Origin of the sequence: Catenulispora subtropica (genome assembly GCF_039531675.1) — a bacterium.
GTDB classification, from domain to species: Bacteria; Actinomycetota; Actinomycetes; order Streptomycetales; family Catenulisporaceae; genus Catenulispora; species Catenulispora subtropica.
On sequence record NZ_BAAAQM010000005.1, the window covers coordinates 134,686 to 151,802 of the forward strand.

The 17,117-nt window shown below is 71.9% G+C and carries 16 protein-coding genes; 11 read left to right on the forward strand and 5 right to left on the reverse strand.

What is annotated here, in order from left to right; genetic code table 11:
- The first annotated feature begins 11 nt into the window (after positions 1-11).
- From murJ to ABD466_RS06835, 11 genes are all read left to right on the forward strand, one after another.
- Positions 12-2,717 (forward strand): murein biosynthesis integral membrane protein MurJ, encoded by a 2,706-nt coding sequence (murJ, locus tag ABD466_RS06785; protein ID WP_344656078.1) that lies wholly within the window; start codon positions 12-14, stop codon positions 2,715-2,717.
- A gap of 183 nt (positions 2,718-2,900) precedes the next feature.
- Positions 2,901-4,634, forward strand: a complete 1,734-nt coding sequence (locus ABD466_RS06790; protein ID WP_344656079.1) for a protein kinase — start codon at positions 2,901-2,903, stop codon at positions 4,632-4,634.
- Between the two features lie 7 nt (positions 4,635-4,641).
- Positions 4,642-5,301: an RNA polymerase sigma factor SigM gene (gene sigM, locus ABD466_RS06795; protein ID WP_344656080.1), complete on the forward strand. Its 660-nt coding sequence runs from the start codon at positions 4,642-4,644 to the stop codon at positions 5,299-5,301.
- Complete coding sequence (locus ABD466_RS06800) at positions 5,298-6,170, forward strand: hypothetical protein (protein ID WP_344656081.1); 873 nt, start codon at positions 5,298-5,300, stop codon at positions 6,168-6,170. Before sigM ends, ABD466_RS06800 begins: the two co-directional genes overlap by 4 nt.
- A gap of 113 nt (positions 6,171-6,283) precedes the next feature.
- Positions 6,284-7,237 (forward strand): thioredoxin-disulfide reductase, encoded by a 954-nt coding sequence (trxB, locus tag ABD466_RS06805; protein ID WP_344656082.1) that lies wholly within the window; start codon positions 6,284-6,286, stop codon positions 7,235-7,237.
- An 88-nt stretch (positions 7,238-7,325) separates the two neighbouring features.
- Positions 7,326-7,652, forward strand: a complete 327-nt coding sequence (gene trxA, locus ABD466_RS06810) for a thioredoxin (protein WP_344656083.1) — start codon at positions 7,326-7,328, stop codon at positions 7,650-7,652.
- Between the two features lie 93 nt (positions 7,653-7,745).
- A complete protein-coding gene (locus ABD466_RS06815; protein WP_344656084.1) occupies positions 7,746-8,888 on the forward strand; it encodes an N-acetylmuramoyl-L-alanine amidase in 1,143 nt (380 codons plus the stop codon).
- A 36-nt stretch (positions 8,889-8,924) separates the two neighbouring features.
- The gene (locus ABD466_RS06820; RefSeq protein ID WP_344656085.1) at positions 8,925-9,932 is read left to right on the forward strand and encodes a DUF371 domain-containing protein; all 1,008 of its coding nucleotides are present in this window, start codon (positions 8,925-8,927) and stop codon (positions 9,930-9,932) included.
- Entirely contained in the window at positions 9,929-10,681 is a 753-nt protein-coding gene (locus tag ABD466_RS06825) for a class I SAM-dependent methyltransferase (RefSeq protein WP_344656086.1), read from the forward strand. The genes ABD466_RS06820 and ABD466_RS06825 overlap by 4 nt, the downstream gene beginning before the upstream one ends.
- 198 nt (positions 10,682-10,879) lie before the next feature.
- Positions 10,880-12,193 (forward strand): aminotransferase-like domain-containing protein, encoded by a 1,314-nt coding sequence (locus ABD466_RS06830; RefSeq protein WP_344656087.1) that lies wholly within the window; start codon positions 10,880-10,882, stop codon positions 12,191-12,193.
- A gap of 119 nt (positions 12,194-12,312) precedes the next feature.
- Positions 12,313-13,260 (forward strand): D-alanine--D-alanine ligase family protein, encoded by a 948-nt coding sequence (locus ABD466_RS06835; RefSeq protein WP_344656088.1) that lies wholly within the window; start codon positions 12,313-12,315, stop codon positions 13,258-13,260.
- 78 nt (positions 13,261-13,338) lie between these two features.
- Here the strand turns inward: ABD466_RS06835 and ABD466_RS06840 are convergent, their stop codons facing one another.
- The 5 genes from ABD466_RS06840 to rsmG form a co-directional block, all read right to left on the reverse strand.
- Positions 13,339-13,533 carry a hypothetical protein gene (locus ABD466_RS06840; protein ID WP_344656089.1) on the reverse strand — a complete coding sequence of 65 codons (195 nt, stop codon included), beginning with the start codon at positions 13,531-13,533 and terminating at the stop codon, positions 13,339-13,341.
- Positions 13,530-13,730, reverse strand: coding sequence for a hypothetical protein (locus ABD466_RS06845; RefSeq protein WP_344656090.1), 201 nt, complete (start codon positions 13,728-13,730; stop codon positions 13,530-13,532). Before ABD466_RS06845 ends, ABD466_RS06840 begins: the two co-directional genes overlap by 4 nt.
- A 69-nt stretch (positions 13,731-13,799) precedes the next feature.
- On the reverse strand, positions 13,800-14,972 hold the full coding sequence (locus ABD466_RS06850) for a ParB/RepB/Spo0J family partition protein (protein ID WP_344656091.1): 1,173 nt from the start codon (positions 14,970-14,972) through the stop codon (positions 13,800-13,802).
- Between the two features lie 22 nt (positions 14,973-14,994).
- A complete protein-coding gene (locus ABD466_RS06855) occupies positions 14,995-15,966 on the reverse strand; it encodes a ParA family protein (RefSeq protein ID WP_344656182.1) in 972 nt (323 codons plus the stop codon).
- A gap of 393 nt (positions 15,967-16,359) precedes the next feature.
- Positions 16,360-17,097, reverse strand: a complete 738-nt coding sequence (rsmG, locus tag ABD466_RS06860) for a 16S rRNA (guanine(527)-N(7))-methyltransferase RsmG (RefSeq protein ID WP_425558566.1) — start codon at positions 17,095-17,097, stop codon at positions 16,360-16,362.
- Positions 17,098-17,117 lie beyond the last annotated feature (20 nt).

The following is a 17,117-nucleotide window of genomic DNA, read 5'->3' on the forward strand; positions in this document are numbered from 1 at the left end:
GCGCTGGAGATATGACGAGCGACGGCGGCGATCTGTGGCGTCCGGAACAGCCGCTCGAGGACGCGGAACCGCGCCCCCGCCGGGCTCCGCAGGGCGGCCCCGCGCGCCCCGACGGCGGTGATCCTCGTCACAACCCGCCGCCGCAGCCGCCGCACCAGCAGCCGCAGCAACCGTGGACCCCGGCCCCCGAGCCCCGTTTCGATCCGCAGACCGGCCGCCCGCTGGGCGGCGACCCGCGCGCCGGCCAGGGCCATCCCGCGCAGCAACATCCTCAGAGTTTTCAGCAGCCGCAGCAGGGCATGCCCTCCTTCGATCCGCGCGGCGGGCAGCAGGGCGCCGGGAACCCCGGCGTCCGGGAACAGTACGCCGGGCAGCAGGATCCGCGCCGCCGCGAGCAGTTCGTCGACCCCCGGCACGGTGCCCGGCCGCAGTCCGGCCAGCAGCCTGGCCAGCCGCCGAGCCACCAGCCGGGCCAGCCGCCCTACGGTGAGCAGCGTCCCGGCGCCGGCGCCCCCCCGTCCCACGGACAGCATCCTGATCCGCGCCACGGCCAGTTCGCCGGAGCGCCCGGCGGCCCCGGCGCCCCGTCGCCCGGCCGGAGCCCCGATCCGCACCAGGCTCCCCCGGAGCAGTTCCACGACCCCCGGCGCGCCCAGCCCGGCGGCCAGCAGCCCCCGAGTCACGGACGCCGTCCGGTCGACGACCACCGCGCGCTGTTCCGCGACGAGGTCCCGGGCCGCAACGGCGACCAGCGGGGCGGCGAATCGCCGTCCTGGCAGGCGCCGCCCCAGGAGCCGTACGCGCCCGAGGCCGCCGAGGCGCCGCACGAGCGTGACTGGCGCGACGAGTACGAGGACGCGGTCAGCGCCACGCGCTGGGACCTCTCGCCGATCCCCTCGCTCACCGTCGCCCCGCGGCGCGCGAACCCGAGCAACCTCGAAGCGCTCATACCACCACGCCGCGGCCGCGTGCAGGGTCCGGCCACCCGCCGCCCCGGCGGCCCGGCCGGCTCCGGGCCCGGCACCCGCGACGGCGTCGCGGGGGAGCTGGGCACCCGGGACCGCACGGTCACCGAGCCGCGTCCGGCGCAGGCGCCGGCCGAACCCAGCGTGGGCCGCGCCTCGCGGCTGATGGCGCTGGGCACGCTGGCCTCCCGCACCACCGGCCTGGTGCGGCAGTTCCTGCTGGTCGCCGCGATCGGCACGGCCGGCATCGGCAACGCCTACACCATCGGCCTGAACCTGCCGAACATGCTCTACATCCTGATCATCGGCGGCGCGCTGAACGCGGTGTTCGTGCCGCAGCTGGTGCGCTCGATGCACCGGGACCGGGACGGCGGCACGGCCTACGCCAGCCGGCTGCTCACCCTGATCCTGACCGGGGTGCTGACCCTGACCGTGCTCACCGAGCTGTTCACCCCGCAGCTGGTGGACCTGTTCTCCAACTTCAAGGGCGTGAACCGGCAGCTGGCCATCGACCTGGGCCGGATGTTCATGCCGCAGATCTTCTTCCTGGGCCTGTTCGTGGTGCTGGGCCAGATCCTGAACGCCAAGGGCAAGTTCGGGCCGATGATGTGGACCCCGGTGCTGACCAACGTGGTCGTCATCGCCTCCACCAGCGCCTACTGGTACCTCAACCACGACAAGGACCTGACGGCCTCCACCATCCCGGCGTCCGACGTCCGGCTGCTGGGCCTGGGCGTGACCCTGGGCATCGCGGTGCAGGCGCTGACCCTGCTGCCGTACCTGAAGGCCGCCGGGATCCGGCTGACGCTGCGCTTCGACTGGCGCGGCGCGGGCCTGGGCCACGCCATCACGCTGGCCAAGTGGACGCTGCTGTTCGTGCTGGTGAACCAGGTCGGCCTGGCCGTCGTGATGCGCTACGCCTCGGACGTCGGCAACGCCGGGTACGAGCACTGGGGCGTGGCGGCGTACAACAACGCCTACATGATCTGGGGCCTGCCGCAGGCGCTGATCACGGTCTCGGTGATCACCGCGCTGCTGCCCCGGATGAGCCGGGCCGCGGTGGACAACGACCTGGCCTCGGTGCGCGACGACATCTCCTACGGCCTGCGGGTCACCGGCGTCGCGATCGTCCCGGCGGCGTTCGCGTTCCTGGTCCTGGGCCCGCAGATCGCCGTGGTGCTGTTCAAGCACGGCGGGATGAACATCGACAACGCGCACATCATCGGCTACATGCTGTCCGCCTTCGGACTGGGCCTGATCCCGTTCTCGGCGCAGTTCCTGATGCTGCGCGGCTTCTACGCGTTCGAGGACACCAAGAGCCCGTTCACGATCAACATCTGGATCTCGGCGGCGAACGTGGCGCTGAGCTCGGCGGTGTTCTACAGCCTGCGCGGCTCGGACAAGGAGCGCTGGGCGGTGGTCGCGATGTGCTTCGTGTACGGCGTGTCCTACTGCATCGGCCTGGCGATCACCGCGCAGAAGCTGAAGCGCCGGCTGCACGGCCTGGACGGCAAGCGCATCACCCAGACCTACGTGCGCCTGATCGCGGCCTCGGCGGTGGCGGCCGGAGCGGCCTTCATCGTCGCTTTGTACGTGAACCGTATGGTCGGTCAGAGTTGGCTGGGCTCGACCGCCGCGCTCCTGGCCGGAGGGACCATACTCGGAACCCTGTTCCTGGTGTGCTCCCGCCTGATGCGCGTGGAGGAGGTCGAGCAGCTCCTCGGTTCGGTACGCGCCAAGTTGGGGCGCTAGCCGCCTGAATCGTTGGGAAGTGTTGGCCGATTCGAGACCGACGCCCGGGCAACCGACCGGGAGTCTGGACCGTCTGCACAGATGAGGGTCGGGCAACGCACCACGGGGACGGCACGAAACCTAATAGCATGAGGCGGGGATGACCAGACCATGCCACAGAGCATGCACGGACCAGGGAGTCATGTGGCAGCCGCGGACCAGACCACCGATCCGGACGGCGGCGTCGGCGCGGACGCCGAGGCGCTGATCCGGTCGCTCGGCGTTTCCGTGGGCGACCGGCTCGACGGCCGGTACCGCCTGGAGCGCGTCCTGCACACCACCGGCCCGGCCGTCACCTGGCTCGCCGCCGACGAGAAGCTGAACCGCCCCAGCCGGATCCACCTGCTGCGCTCGGACCAGCCCCGCGCCGAGGCCTTCATGGCCGCCGCGCGGGCCGCGGCGGCGATGGCCGACAACCACTTCGTGCAGGTCCTCGACGCAGTCCCGGACGACGGGCTCTACTACGTCATCACCGAGTGGCTGCACGACGGCCACACCCTCGGCGAGGTGCTGTCCGGCGGACCGGTGCCGATCCACGAGGCGGTGCGGATCACCACCGAGCTGGCCCGGGCCATGACCGAGGCGCACGACCAGGGCCTGGCGCACCTGCGGCTGTCCCCGAAGACCGTGCTGCGCACCGACACCGGCGAGGTGAAGATCCTCGACCTGTGCCTGGCCGCGGCGCTGACCGGCACGGTCTCCCGGGACCCGCTGGGCACCGACCTGACCGCCATCGGCGAGCTGGCCTACGCGCTGCTCACCGGCAAGCGTCCGCAGCCCCAGCCGCTGCCCCCGAGCGAACTGCGCCCGGAGGTCACCCCGCAGCTCGACGAGGTGGTGCTGCGGATCCTCGGCGACGAGACCGCCGGCCCGGCGTTCCAGACCCCGACCGAGGTCGCCGACGCCCTGGCCCAGCTGCCGCGCCCGCGCTACGAGGCGCCGCTGCCCTCGACCCCGCAGACCGCCCCGCTGCGCCACCAGCAGACCACGGTCATGCCGGCCGCCCCCGCCCTCCGGCAGGCCCAGACCGCCGCCCTGCCCACGATGCCCCCGGCGGCGCCGAGCTACCAGACCGCGCCCCAGCGCCCGGTCGCGCACGGCGGCCAGGGCGGCCACGGCGCGCACGGCGGCACCCGCCGGCCGGCCTACGACGACGACCGCCCGCCCCGCGGCTCGCGCTCCTCCGGCGGCTCCGGCGGCCGGAGCAGCTCCATGATGATCATCATCGGGGTGGTGGCCGTGGTGGCGGCGATCTCGCTGCTGGCCTACTCGATGTTCAGCGGCAGCAAGGGCAAGGGCGGCCCGAACGCCGGGGGCGCCACCGGCTCGTCGACGCACGTCTCGACTTCCGAGAGCGCCAGCGCCTCCGCCGCGCCCGGCGCCGGTCTGCCGGTCTCCAAGGCCATGGCCTACACGAGCAAGCCGGGAGACAACGCGGACGCGACGGTCGGCAACGCCTACGACGGCAACCCGAGCACCGCCTGGAACTCCGCGTCCTACCAGGACGCGAAGATATTCCGACACGGCTCCGGCGTGATCTTCGACCTGGGCTCGGTCCAGACCGTGAAGTCGGTCGACGTCACGCTGACCGCACCGGGCGCCACCGTCCAGATGTTCGCCGCCGCGGAATCGGTCACCGACTTCCCGGCGGTGAAGGACGGCAGCAAGGGCGACTCCACCCCGGACGGCTTCACCCAGACCGGCTCCCAGGACGCCGCCCCGGCGACGTTCACCCTCACCCCGTCCTCGCCGATGAAGACCCGCTTCGTCCTGGTGTGGTTCACCCAGGTCCCGCAGTGGGGCGACACCCATTGCGGCGGCAAGGGAACCTGCTTCGGTGACGGCATCGCCGAGGTGAAGTTCAACGGCGGCTCCTGACCCCGCCATGGCCGCACCACGCGTCGACCTCGGCGTCCTGGACGACCGGGACCTGCTGGCCCGGCACGCCGCCGGCGACGGCGAGGCCTTCGGGGAGCTGTTCCGGCGGCACCGCGACCGGCTCTGGTCGGTCGCGCTGCGCACCCTCGGCGACCCCGAGGAGGCCGCCGACGCGCTGCAGGACGCGATGCTCTCGGCCTATCGGGCGGCCGGCTCGTTCCGCGGCGACTCCGCGGTCACGACCTGGCTGCACCGGGTGGTGGTGAACGCCTGCCTGGACCGGATCCGGCGGCGCAACAGCCGGCCCACGGTGCCGCTGCCCGAGGTGGAGACCGAGAGCGCGCGGCCGGCCGCGACCGACGACATCGCCACCACCGACCTGCGCCTGGCGCTGGCCTCGGCGCTGGCCACGCTCCCCGAGGAGCAGCGGGTGGCGCTGGTGCTGGTGGACGTCGAGGGCTACTCGGTCGAGGAGACCGCGCGGGTGCTGGGCGTCGCCTCCGGCACGGTGAAGAGCCGGTGCGCGCGGGCTCGGGCCAAACTGCTGCCCCTGCTGCGTCATCTGCGGGACGGCGACACGCCCGGATCCGCCGGGAACCGAAGCGACGGTTCCCGCGTCAAAATCTCGACGCGCAATGATCACCGGGAAGGAGGGACCGCCGGATGACGATCGACCCCGCGGCTTCCGGACCGGACACCCACCTGGAACCGGACCGGATGGCGGACCTGTACGAGGGTCTGCTGGAGCCCGGCGCCGCCGAGGCCGCGCGGCGCCACCTGGCCGGCTGCCGGGCGTGCGCCGACGACTTCGCCCTGATCACGCTGGACTCCGGGTTCGGCGGGGAACTGGCGGCGTTCACCGCCCCCGAGCCGATCCCGGCGGACGTGGCGATCCGGATAGAAGCCGCCCTGCATCGGGAACCGCCGTTGGCCGTCCCCGCGGCCGCGCCGCAGCACTCCGCCGCACCGCGACGGTCCCGGCGGTTCCGGCTCTGGTTCGGCGGTCTGGCCGGCGCGACGCTGGTGATCGGCGGCGTCTTCGCCGGCGTCACAGCCCTGAACTCCGGTGGCGCCAAGTCCTCGAGCGTCAGCGTCGCGGGGGGCGCCGCGGACTCCGGCAGGTCGACCTCCCCGCACGCGGCGAGCAGCCCCGCCGCCGGCGCCCAGGCGCCGAACGCCGTCGCGCCGCCGTCGGATGCGGAGAGCGGATCGCCGCAGGGTTCCGCGACGCTGACGGTGGAACAGCAGGCTGCGCAACTGCTCAAGAAGGCCGGCCAGAGCCAGCCCCAGGCCGCCGGCAGCACCGGGGACACCAAAGCCCTGGCCTCACGTTTCGCGTGCCCGCCCGCCGGCTTCGCCGACACCTCACCGCTGGGCATGGCGTCCATCACGTACCAGGGGCAGCCCGCGGAACTCCTCGTCTATCCCAAGCCTGGTGACGCCACCACGGCCTCGGTCTACGTCGTCGCCACCACCGGGTGTGCCGCACCGGGCCCGGGCGAGGTGCTGTACACCACCGAGGTACCCCGCCGGTAACACCCCCGAAGGAAAAGGCGGCGCGTGGCGCTGCCGGGAATGCATCTTGCCTAGGATCGGTTGAGCCAACCGGCACCCTCCAGCTGCCCCAGGATTCGAGAGGCCAGGCTCACGTGAGCGAGATCCGCAACGTCATCATCATCGGTTCGGGACCGGCCGGTTACACGGCCGCGGTCTACACCGCGCGGGCGGGCCTGAACCCTCTGGTGTTCGCCGGTTCCGTGACCGCCGGCGGCGCCCTGATGAACACCACCGAGGTGGAGAACTTCCCGGGGTTCCCCGAGGGGATCATGGGCCCGGACCTGATGGACAACATGCAGAAGCAGGCCGAGCGCTTCGGCGCCGAGCTGGTCTTCGACGACGTCACCGCGGTCGACCTGACCGGCGACATAAAGCAGGTCACCGACTCGGCGGGCACCGTGCACCGGGCGCACACCGTGATCGTCGCCACCGGCTCGGCGTACAAGGAGCTGGGCCTGCCGGACGAGAAGCGGCTGTCCGGCAAGGGCGTGTCCTGGTGCGCGACGTGTGACGGGTTCTTCTTCAAGGACACGGACATCGTCGTGGTCGGCGGCGGCGACACCGCCATGGAGGAGGCGCTGTTCCTCACCCGGTTCGGCAAGACGGTGACCGTGGTGCACCGCCGGGACGAGCTGCGGGCGTCGAAGGTGATGCAGGAGCGGGCCTTCGCCAACCCGAAGATCTCCTTCGTCTGGGACTCCGAGGTGGTCGGCATCGAGGGCGAGACCCAGGTGACCGCCGTGAAGCTGCGCAACGTGAAGACCGGCGAGGAGACGCTGAAGCCGGCCGGGGCGCTGTTCGTGGCGATCGGCCACCTGCCGCGCACCGAGCTGTTCGCCGGCGTCCTCGACCTCGACGACGAGGGGTACATCAAGGTGGACGCCCCGACCACCCGTACCAGCGTGCCGGCCGTGTACGCGTGCGGCGACGTCGTGGACCACACCTACCGCCAGGCCATCACCGCGGCCGGCACCGGCTGCTCGGCCGCGCTCGACGCCGAGCGGCACCTGTCGCAGCTGGCGCACCACCAGAGCGTCACCATCTGACGTTTCACGTGAAACCAGGGCCGTGTTTCCCGTGAAACACCCCGCCGACATTCCCCACCCGGGACCCACAAGCAAGAGGAGTACTGCCATGGGCGACATCCGCGCCGTGACCGACGCCACCTTCGAGGCCGAGGTCCTCCACAACACCAAGCCGGTGCTGGTCGACTTCTGGGCGCCGTGGTGCGGCCCGTGCCGCCAGGTCGCCCCGGTGCTGGAGGCCATCTACGCCGAGCACGGCGACAAGATCGACATCGTCAAGCTGAACACCGACGAGAACCCGCTGACCCAGGCGAAGTACGGGGTGCGCTCGATCCCGACGCTCAACGTCTACGCCGGCGGCGAGGTCGTGAAGACCATCGTCGGCGCGAAGCCGAAGGCCCTGCTGCTGAAGGACCTGGCCGACTACGTCGGCTGATCCGCGATCCGCGGGAGGAAGGGGCGGCCACGCCGGCCGCCCCTTCTCGCTTTGCCCGAGCCGGGCGTGACAGAGTGCGTAGGGTAGAGGACCGTGACCACTGAACCGACCTACCGCCGCGGCGACTCCGGGCCCGCGGTGGCCGCCATCCGCGAACGCCTGGCCCGTCTCGGCCTGATCGACGCCGGGGCGATCCCGGTGCAGGGCGAGGCGGTCTTCGACGAGGCGGTGGAGACCGCGGTCCGGCACTTCCAGCAGACCCGCCGCACCACGGTCGACGGACTGGTCACCCCGGGCACCCTGCGCCTGCTGGAGGAAGCCTCCTGGCGGCTGGGCGACCGGGACCTGGTGCCCGCCGACGACCCGCCGTTCGGCGACGACGTGGCCGAGCTCCAGCGGGCCCTGCTCACCCTGGGCTTCGACTGCGGCCGGGTGAACGGCGCCTACGACCGGGCCACCGCGGCCGCGGTACGCGAGTTCCAGCGCAACGTCGGCCTCACCCCGGACGGGGTCACCGACCTGCTGACGGTCCAGGCCCTGAACCGCCTGGGCCGGCGGATGGCCGGCGGCGGGCTGCTGCACGCGATGCGGGAATCGGAGGCCATCCAGTCCGCCGGCCCCGCGCTCCCCGGCAAGACCCTGGTGCTCGACCCCGGCCACGGCGGCCCGGACTCCGGCGTCACCGCCTCCGGCCTGGCCGAGTCCGAGATCGTCTTCGACATCGCCGACCGGGTCCGCACCCGGCTGGAGAAGCTGAGCGTCACCACCCACCTCACCCGCGGCGCCGGGGGCAGCCCGGACCAGGTCCGCCGGGCCGAGAAGGCCAACGAGGTCGGCGCCGACCTGCTCATCTCGCTGCACTGCGACGCCCACGCCAACCCGGCCGCGTCCGGCGTCGCCGCGTTCTACTACGGCAACGACCGCTTCGGCCACAGCTCCCCCACCGGCGAGCGGTTCGCCGGCCTGGTCCAGCGCGAGATCACCGCCCGCACCGGCCTGGCCAACCTCGGCACCCACGGCATGACCTGGGACCTGCTCCGCTACACCCAGATGCCGGCGGTCCGCATCGAGCTCGGCTACCTCACCAGCCCGCACGACGCGGCCCTGCTCGCCTCCCGCCGGTTCCGCGAGTCCTGCGCCGACGCCATAGTGGTCGCGGTGCAGCGGCTGTACCTCCCGCCGGAGGCGGACGCGCCGACCGGGGTGCTGCGGCTGGCGGAGCTACGGGCGCAGTAGGCGGCCCGGCCCCCGATCCGCCCCTACCCTGGAACCGTGCCCCGCCCCCACCACGTCGTCCTCGTCGGCCGCGGCCACCCCGCGATCCGGGCGACCCATGCGAAGACCTTCGAGCTGACCGCCGAGCCGGCCGTCACGCCCCGGGCCACCTGTGTGCTCGCGGTCGGCACCGTGCTGGACCCGGACCTGGCCGGGCTGCGCGGCCGGGTGCGGCTCACCCTGGCCACCGCGGGACTGCCCGCGGTCAGCGGCGAGGCCACCCTCAACCCGCGGCGGGCCATCACCGACCGCGTCGTGATCCGGCGCAGCCGGAGCCTGGACCCGGACACGCTGGCCGTGGAGTCCACGCTGACCGCCGACGACCTGCCCGCCGATTTCGCGGAGGCGCTGACCGATCCCGGGCGCGAGGTCCGGCTCACCGTCGAGGAACTCGGCCCCGGGCGTCCGCTGCTGTGGGTCGCTTTCGGGGAGCGCACACACCTGCCGGCGATGAAGGAGCTCACGGCCCAGGGCAGCGCGGACCTCACCATCGCGGGGGAGGCGCCGCCGAAGGAGGCCGCCGCCACCGTCACCGCACTCGAACGAGCGACAGCCCTCGGGGCGCGAGTCTGCCTCGCCGGGCCGTACAAGCCCCTGGAAGCCCTCTTGGCGGCGGGTCTGCCTCCTCACCCCTGCACGTACCTCGGAGCCCCGCAGCGGCTCTCTACGCTCCCTGCGACGCCCACTGTCTTCGTGATGCCCGACGCCGTGCCCGCCTCGCTTCTGGCCGGACGGGACGTCTGGGTCGAGGACACGTCAGAGCTCGACCTCGGTACCGCCGTGAACCGCACGACGCCCGACGCCGCCGTCGCGGCGGTCGGCGCGCTCGTGGTGGCCGGGCCGAGGGCGGGGGACGACGACCTGATCGCTCTGACCGCCGCCGCCCGGGCCCTCACCGGGGCCGGCATCGCCCCCCGAACCCTGACCGACGCCCTCGCGCCGTTCGGCCTCACCCGCAAGAAGCTCTACGCCCTGCTCACCGAGCAAGACCGGAACCAGCCATGAACACCGCCTCCCGCCTCAAGGTCCTCGCCGGCAAGAAGCTCACGGATCTCGCGCCGGCCGAACTCGCCGCCGCGCTCGCCGCGGCCGAGCACGTCCTCGTCGACGTCGGCACCGGGGACGCGCGCACCGCCTACCGGCAGGCCGTCGCGCATCCCGGCTGGCTGGTGATCGGCGTGGATCCGGCGTGGCAGCGCATGACCGAGACCGCGGTGCGGGCCGCCCGCAAGCCCGCCAAGGGCGGGGCGCCGAACCTGGTCCTGGTGAACGCCGCGATCGAGGCGGCGCCGACGGCGCTGCACGGGGTGGCCGACGAGGTCACGGTGCTCATGCCGTGGGGCAAGCTGCTGCGCGGTGTGGTGCTCGGCGAGGACGACGTGCTGGCCGGGCTGCGCGCGGTCGCCAAGGACGGCGCCCCGCTGGAGGTGTCGATCGGCACCAGCATCTGGCGCGACCCGGTGCCGCTGGAGATCCGCGACCTGCCGGAGCTGACCCCGGACAGTGTGAAGTCAACCGGCCTGGCCGATCGCCTGGCCGCGTTCGGCTGGCAGATCGTCGACGTCCGCCTGGTGCCGCACACGGAACTGGAGACCATCAGTTCGTCGTGGGCGCGGCGGCTGGGCTCCGGCGCCACCGAGACCGTGCTGCATCTGCGCGCGGTCGCGGTCGACCCAGGTGGCCCGGTGCGGCCGGACCAGACCGCCGACGAAACCGGCGACGACGCCACCGGCGAACCAGAGCGCGGCGCGTAGCGCGTAGCCGACGCCGATCCTCCCCCGCATCGGCCGTCTCCTTCCGGATGTTTCACGGGAAACATCACCCGTCCGCGAGGGCATGTTAGTCCCGTCACACGGCACCGAAAAGGTGGACGAGCCCTCGCGATGATGGTCAGGCCTGCTTGACTTGGACTCGACAGGCGCACCCACCTTCCGACTCCCAGGAGGAGTGATATGGAACTCCCGCAGCGTCCCGGTTCCCGGCTCGACTCGTACGTCGACCGTTACGCAGCCAGGACCCGCGGGATGACCGCATCCGAGATCCGAGCCCTGTTCGCCGTGGCCTCCCGGCCCGAGGTGGTCTCGCTGGCCGGCGGCATGCCGAACCTGGCGGCGCTGCCCATGGACTCCATCGCCGGCGTGGCCGAACAGCTGGTCCGCGAGTCCGGGCTGGTCGCCATGCAGTACGGCGGCGCCCAGGGCGACGAGACGCTGCGCGAGCAGATCTGCGAGATCATGCGGATGGAGGGCGTCGAGGGCCACCCGGACGACGTGATCGCCACCGTCGGCTCGCAGCAGGCGCTGGATCTGGTCACCCGGATCTTCGTGGACCCCGGCGACGTCATCCTCGCCGAGGGCCCGTCCTACGTCGGGGCGCTCGGCGTCTTCTCCTCGTACCAGGCGCAGGTCGTGCACATCGCGATGGACGACCAGGGCCTGGTGCCGGACAACCTGCGGGCCGCGATCGCCTCGGTCCAGGCCACCGGCCGCCGCATCAAGTTCCTCTACACGATCCCCAACTTCCACAACCCGGCCGGTGTCACGATGGCGGTCGAGCGGCGCCCGGAGATCGTCGAGATTTGCCGGGAGGCCGGGATCCTCATCCTCGAGGACAACCCCTACGGCCTGCTCGGGTTCAGCGGCGAGACCTACCCGGCGCTGCGCTCCCTGGACACCGAGAACGTCATCTACCTCGGCTCGTTCTCCAAGACCTTCGCCCCCGGCTTCCGCGTCGGCTGGGCCCTGGCCCCGCACGCGGTGCGCGAGAAGCTCACCCTGGCCGCCGAGGCGGCCGACCTGTGCCCCCCGGCCTTCTCGCAGATGATGGTCTCCCGCTACCTGGGCACCCAGCCCTGGCGTGAGCAGATCAAGGCCTTCCGCGAGCTCTACCGCGAGCGACGGGACGCGACGCTGTCGGCGCTGGCCGACCTGATGCCCGCCGGTGTCACGTGGACCAAGCCGGACGGCGGCTTCTACGTCTGGGTGACGCTCCCGCCGGGCCTGGACGCCAAGGCCATGCTGCCCCGTGCCGTCACCGCCCGCGTGGCCTACGTCCCGGGCACCGGCTTCTACGCGGACGGCTTCGGCGCCTCGTCGCTCCGACTGTCGTACTGCTACCCCACGCCGGAGCGGATCCGCGAGGGCGTGCGACGCTTCGCCGACGTCCTGCGCGAGGAGATGGAGCTGCGGGCCGCCTTCGGCCAGGACGCCACGCTCGCGCTCGAGAGTCGCGAAGCGATCGACACCCCCGGACCGGATCTGGCGTAGCCACCCCGTGGGCGATGTTTCACGGGAAACCAAGCCGTGTTTCCCGTGAAACTTCGCCCCGCCGGACCCCTCCGCACCGCGATGTTTCACGGGAAACCCAGAGAAGGACAGTGACTGCAATGAGCGACCTGGACCGCGTCGTCGTCCTGGCCGGCGGCCTCAGCCATGAACGCGACGTCTCGATCCGCTCCGGACGCCGCGTCGCCGACGCTCTGCGCGGGGCCGGCGTCGAGGTGGAGGTCCGCGACGTGGACGCAACCCTGCTGCCCGCGCTCCTCGCCGATCGTCCGGACGCCGTGTTCCCGACCCTGCACGGCGCCACCGGCGAGGACGGCGCGGTCCAGGGCATCCTGGCCCTGCTCGGTCTGCCGTACGTCGGCTCGTCGGCGACCGCCTGCCGCCGCGCCTTCGACAAGCCGTCGGCCAAGGAGGCCGTCCGCGCCGCCGGCCTGTCCACCCCGGACTGGGTGGCGATCCCCAAGACCACCTTCCGGGACCTCGGCACCCAGGCGGTGCTGGACGCCGTCACCGCCGCGCTCCCGCTGCCGTTGTTCGTGAAGCCGGCCCGGGGCGGATCCTCCCTCGGCGCGACCGCGGTCCACACCCGCGAGGAACTCCCGGCCGCCATGGTCGCGTGCTTCGCCTACGACGAGACCGCCCTCATCGAGCGGCACGTCTCCGGGCGCGAGATCGCGGTGTCCGTCGTCGACACCGGCCAGGGACCGCACGCCTTGCCCGCGGTCGAGATCGTGGCCGACTCCGGCGTCTACGACTACGCGGCCCGCTACACCGCCGGCATGACCGAGTTCTTCGCCCCGGCCCGGCTCACCTCGGCCGAGGCACAGGCGGTGGAGGAACTGGCGGTCCGGGCCCACAACGTCCTGGGCCTGTCCTGCATCTCCCGCACCGACCTGATCCTCGGCGCCGACGGCACCCCCTGGTTCCTCGAAGTGAACGTGGCCCCCGGCCTCACCGAGACCAGCCTGCTGCCGCTGGCCGCCGGCGCCGCGGATCTGGACCTCGGCGTGCTCTACCGCGATCTGGTCCAGGCGGTCGCCGCGTCATAGCCCATGTTTCCCGTGAAACAACGAGGAGGGCCCGGCGGTCGGTCGCCGGGCCCTCCTCTGTTTCACGGGAAACCATCGTCATGTTTCACGGGAAACATGACGCAGCAGCGACCACGTGAGCGGCTGCACGGGCTCGATCGCCGCCTCCAGCGTTCGCCGATACGCCGCCCGATCCTCTGGCTCCGTCAGGTCCGCCGCGACCATGTTTCCCGTGAAACCGAGCTCGTCCCGCGCCACGTCCAATGCGGACCGGGCGAAGTCGAGCACCGTCACATCTCGGAACCCGCCTCCAGCAGTCGCACCCCGAGTGCCGAGGCGCCACCTCCAACATCCACGATCGCCACGGGGACGCCCGACGCCACGATGAGGTCCTGCAGCCGGAGATTCTCCTGGAACCAGGCGACCTCCTTCCAGCCCTTGCCGCCGTAAGCCGTGTCCCAGCGCGTGTCACCGGCTCCGTCCCCGCGCATGGTTTCCCGTGAAACATCGAGGGCCCGGCGGTCATCCGCCGGGCCCTCGTCACGGTTTCCCGTGAAACATCACTCGCCGAGAATCGTCTTCGCGATCCGCTTCAGATCCTCTATCCCGGCGTACTCGATGGTGATCCGGCCGCGCTTCTGCATGATGTCGACCTTCACCCGGGTCTCCAGCCGGTCCGAGAGCCGCTGGCCGTACTCCTCCAGGACCGGCATCCGGCTCCCGGAACGCACCCGCCTGCCCTTGGGCTTGTCGCTGAAGTCGAGGTAGTCCTCCGGCGTCTCGCTCAGCGCCGCGTCCAAGGCGGCGGAGTCCCAGCGGCTCATGCCCGCCAGTTCCTCCACCGCGCGGACCGAGAGGTTCTCCTTGACGATCCGGGCGGCGATCTCCTCCTGGTGCTCGACCGACTTCAGGCCGAGCAGAGCCCGGGCGTGGCCGGCGGTGATGATGCCGGCGGCCACCCGCTTCTGGATCCCCGACGGCAGGGTCAGCAGCCGCAGGGTGTTGGTCACGTGCGGACGGGACTTGCCCACCTTGACCGCCAGCACCTCGTGCGTGCAGTCGAAGTCCTTCAGGAGCTGGTCGTAGGCCGCCGCCTCTTCGAGCGGGTTGAGCTGGGCCCGCTGCAGGTTCTCCAGCAGGGCGTCGAGCAGCATCCGGTCGTCGCGGGTGTCCCGGATGATGGCCGGAATGGCCTCCAGGCCCGCCAGCTGAGTGGCCCGCCAGCGACGCTCACCCATGATGAGCTCGTAGCGGACCCCGTCCTCCGGCTCGGCCAGCTGCCGCACCACGATCGGCTGCAGCAGCCCGACCTCACGGATCGAGGCCTCGAGTTCGGCCAGCGCGTCCTCGTCGAAGACGGTCCGGGGCTGGACCGGGTTCATCCGGATCTGGCTGTGCGGGATCTCCGCGAACGAGGCGCCGGGCACCGGCATCAGACCGTCGGGCAGGACCACCGGCGTCGCCTCCGGGCTGGAGGTCGGGGCCGGAACCGTGGCGGCCACGGTCACCGTCTCGGCGGTGGCCGGCCGGTCGGTGTCGATCGGCAGCGAACCCAGGGCGGTGCGCGGCGGAGCCGTCGCGACCGATGTTTCCCGTGAAACATCGGTGGCGGTTTCCCGTGAAACATCGAGGGCCGACTCGGCACGCGTCTTCTCGGACAGTATCGCGGGCGGCGCGCCAGTGGGAATCAGAGCCCCCAGGCCCTTGCCCAGTCCGCGTCGGCTGCTGCTCACCACTGCTCTCCCATCGTGCTGCTCACTGCCCACCGCTGTGCAGGGACGCCCCACCGTACTCGATGTCGGCCCGGAAATCGTTCATGCCGTCCATCGGGACGCGGGACGCGCCGCGCTCGGCGATCTCCCGGGCCGCGTCGCGGTAGGCGATGGCGCCGGTGGAGACCGGGTCCCACGTCATCACGGTCTGGCCGTAGGAGGGGGCCTCGGACACCCGCACCGAACGCGGGATCGCCGAGGACAGCACCTCGTTCGGGAAGTGGGTGCGGACCTGCTCCGCCACCTCGGTCGACAACCGGGTCCGGGAGTCGTACATCGTCAGCAGGATGGTGGAGACGTGCAGCTGCGGGTTCAGGTGCCCGCGGATCAGCTCGATGTTGTGCAGCAGCTGGCTCAGACCCTCAAGCGCGTAGTACTCGCACTGGATCGGGATCAGCACCTCGGCACCGGCCACCATCGCGTTGACCGTCAGCAGGCCCAGGGACGGCGGACAGTCGATGAGGATGTAGTCCATCCGCTTCCCGTAGGCCGACAGCGCCTTGGACAGCCGGCTCTCGCGGGCCACCATCGAGACCAGCTCGATCTCGGCGCCGGCCAGGTCGATGGTCGCCGGGCAGCAGTACAGGTTCGGGATGTCCGGCACCGCCTGGACGACCTCGTCCATCGTGTAGCGCTCGATGAGGACGTCGTACACCGACGGCACGTCGGCGTGGTGCTCCACGGACAGCGCGGTCGAGGCGTTGCCCTGCGGGTCGAGGTCGATCACCAGGACGTTCGCACCGGCCTGGGCCAGCGAGGCGGCCAGGTTGACGGTGGTGGTGGTCTTGCCGACGCCGCCCTTCTGGTTGGCGACGACCAGCACGCGGGTCTTGTCCGGCCGGGGAAGTCTGGTCACGCCGGACAGCGCCTCTATGGCGGCCGCGGCCTGGCGGGCGATCGGGGTGTCGGCGTCGTTCACGGCCGGCCCCTGGGCGGGAATGGAGGAAGGCGGCATGTGCGGTACCTGCAGGTGTGCGGAGGGAGTGGCTCCCGCGGGGACGTGTCCGGACTCGTATTCCAGGTCCACCACGGGGGCGGCCATGACGTCTGTGGTCCCGGCGGGGTAGTAGGGCTCGTCGTTCAGGCTGTCCACCACGGACTGCGCGAGCAGCGGGTCGACCCCCTGGTGCTCTCGGGGTTCATTGCCGGGTCCGGCCACGGAAGGACTCCTGTCATGGGACACGCGGAAGTCTGTGCTCAAGAAAGCTACGAACCAACAGTCTGCCGTACTCGCCACCCCGAGAACGAACGAAGGGCGGTGTTTCCCGTGAAACATCGCCCTCAGTTTGATGTTTCACGGGAAACCGGCCGAGGTTTCCCGTGAAACATCCGCTCTCGCGGCCCGGATTCAGCGACCCGGCCGCCGGTTCTTCGACCGCGGCTTCTTGGCTCCGCGCACCTGGAGTTCCTGGTCGATCCCGACCCGGATCACCGTGGTCGGCGGATCGACGATCCCGGTGCCGACCGTCTGCACGCTCCAGCGCGTGGCGCCGAGCTTGGCCAGCAGCTCCGCGCTCTCGGCCAGTTCGGCCTCCGCCGATCCGCCCTTCAGCGCCACCATCTCGCCCCCGGCCCGCAGCAGCGGAAGCGACCAGCCGGCCAGCCGGTCCAGCGGCGCCACCGCCCGCGAGGTCACCACGTCGAACCGCTCCCGGCCGGCGAACTCCTCGGCCCGGCCGCGCAACACCCGGACGTTGGGCAGGCCCAGCAACGCGATCACCTCGTCCAGGAACAGGGTCCGGCGCAGCAGCGGCTCCAACAGGGTCACCGTCAGGTCCGGTCGGGCCAGGGCCAGCACGATACCGGGCAGCCCGGCGCCGGACCCGACGTCACAGACCTGGATGTCGGCGGGGAGCAGTTCGCCGACCACCGCGCAGTTCAGGATGTGGCGCTCCCACAGCCGGGGCACCTCGCGCGGACCGAGCAGGCCGCGGGTCACCCCGGGGCCGGCCAGGATCTCGGCGTACCGGACGGCGTCGGCCGCCCGGTCACCGAACACCGAGACCACCGCCGCCGGCGCCGGGCCCAACATCAGTTCGGTCGGGTCGCCGCCGGGGGAGCCGGTGGTCTCTGAAGAGGGTCGCATGTCTCCACTATGTCCTGACT

Coding starts and splice junctions, on each gene's coding strand:
- murJ (WP_344656078.1), top strand. CDS start 12: ATGACGAGCGACGGCGGCGATCTGTGGCGTCCGGAACAGCCGCTCGAG.
- sigM (WP_344656080.1), top strand. CDS start 4,642: ATGGCCGCACCACGCGTCGACCTCGGCGTCCTGGACGACCGGGACCTG.
- ABD466_RS06800 (WP_344656081.1), top strand. CDS start 5,298: ATGACGATCGACCCCGCGGCTTCCGGACCGGACACCCACCTGGAACCG.
- trxA (WP_344656083.1), top strand. CDS start 7,326: ATGGGCGACATCCGCGCCGTGACCGACGCCACCTTCGAGGCCGAGGTC.
- ABD466_RS06825 (WP_344656086.1), top strand. CDS start 9,929: ATGAACACCGCCTCCCGCCTCAAGGTCCTCGCCGGCAAGAAGCTCACG.
- ABD466_RS06830 (WP_344656087.1), top strand. CDS start 10,880: ATGGAACTCCCGCAGCGTCCCGGTTCCCGGCTCGACTCGTACGTCGAC.
- ABD466_RS06835 (WP_344656088.1), top strand. CDS start 12,313: ATGAGCGACCTGGACCGCGTCGTCGTCCTGGCCGGCGGCCTCAGCCAT.
- ABD466_RS06845 (WP_344656090.1), bottom strand. CDS start 13,730: ATGCGCGGGGACGGAGCCGGTGACACGCGCTGGGACACGGCTTACGGC.
- ABD466_RS06855 (WP_344656182.1), bottom strand. CDS start 15,966: ATGCCGCCTTCCTCCATTCCCGCCCAGGGGCCGGCCGTGAACGACGCC.
- rsmG (WP_425558566.1), bottom strand. CDS start 17,097: ATGCGACCCTCTTCAGAGACCACCGGCTCCCCCGGCGGCGACCCGACC.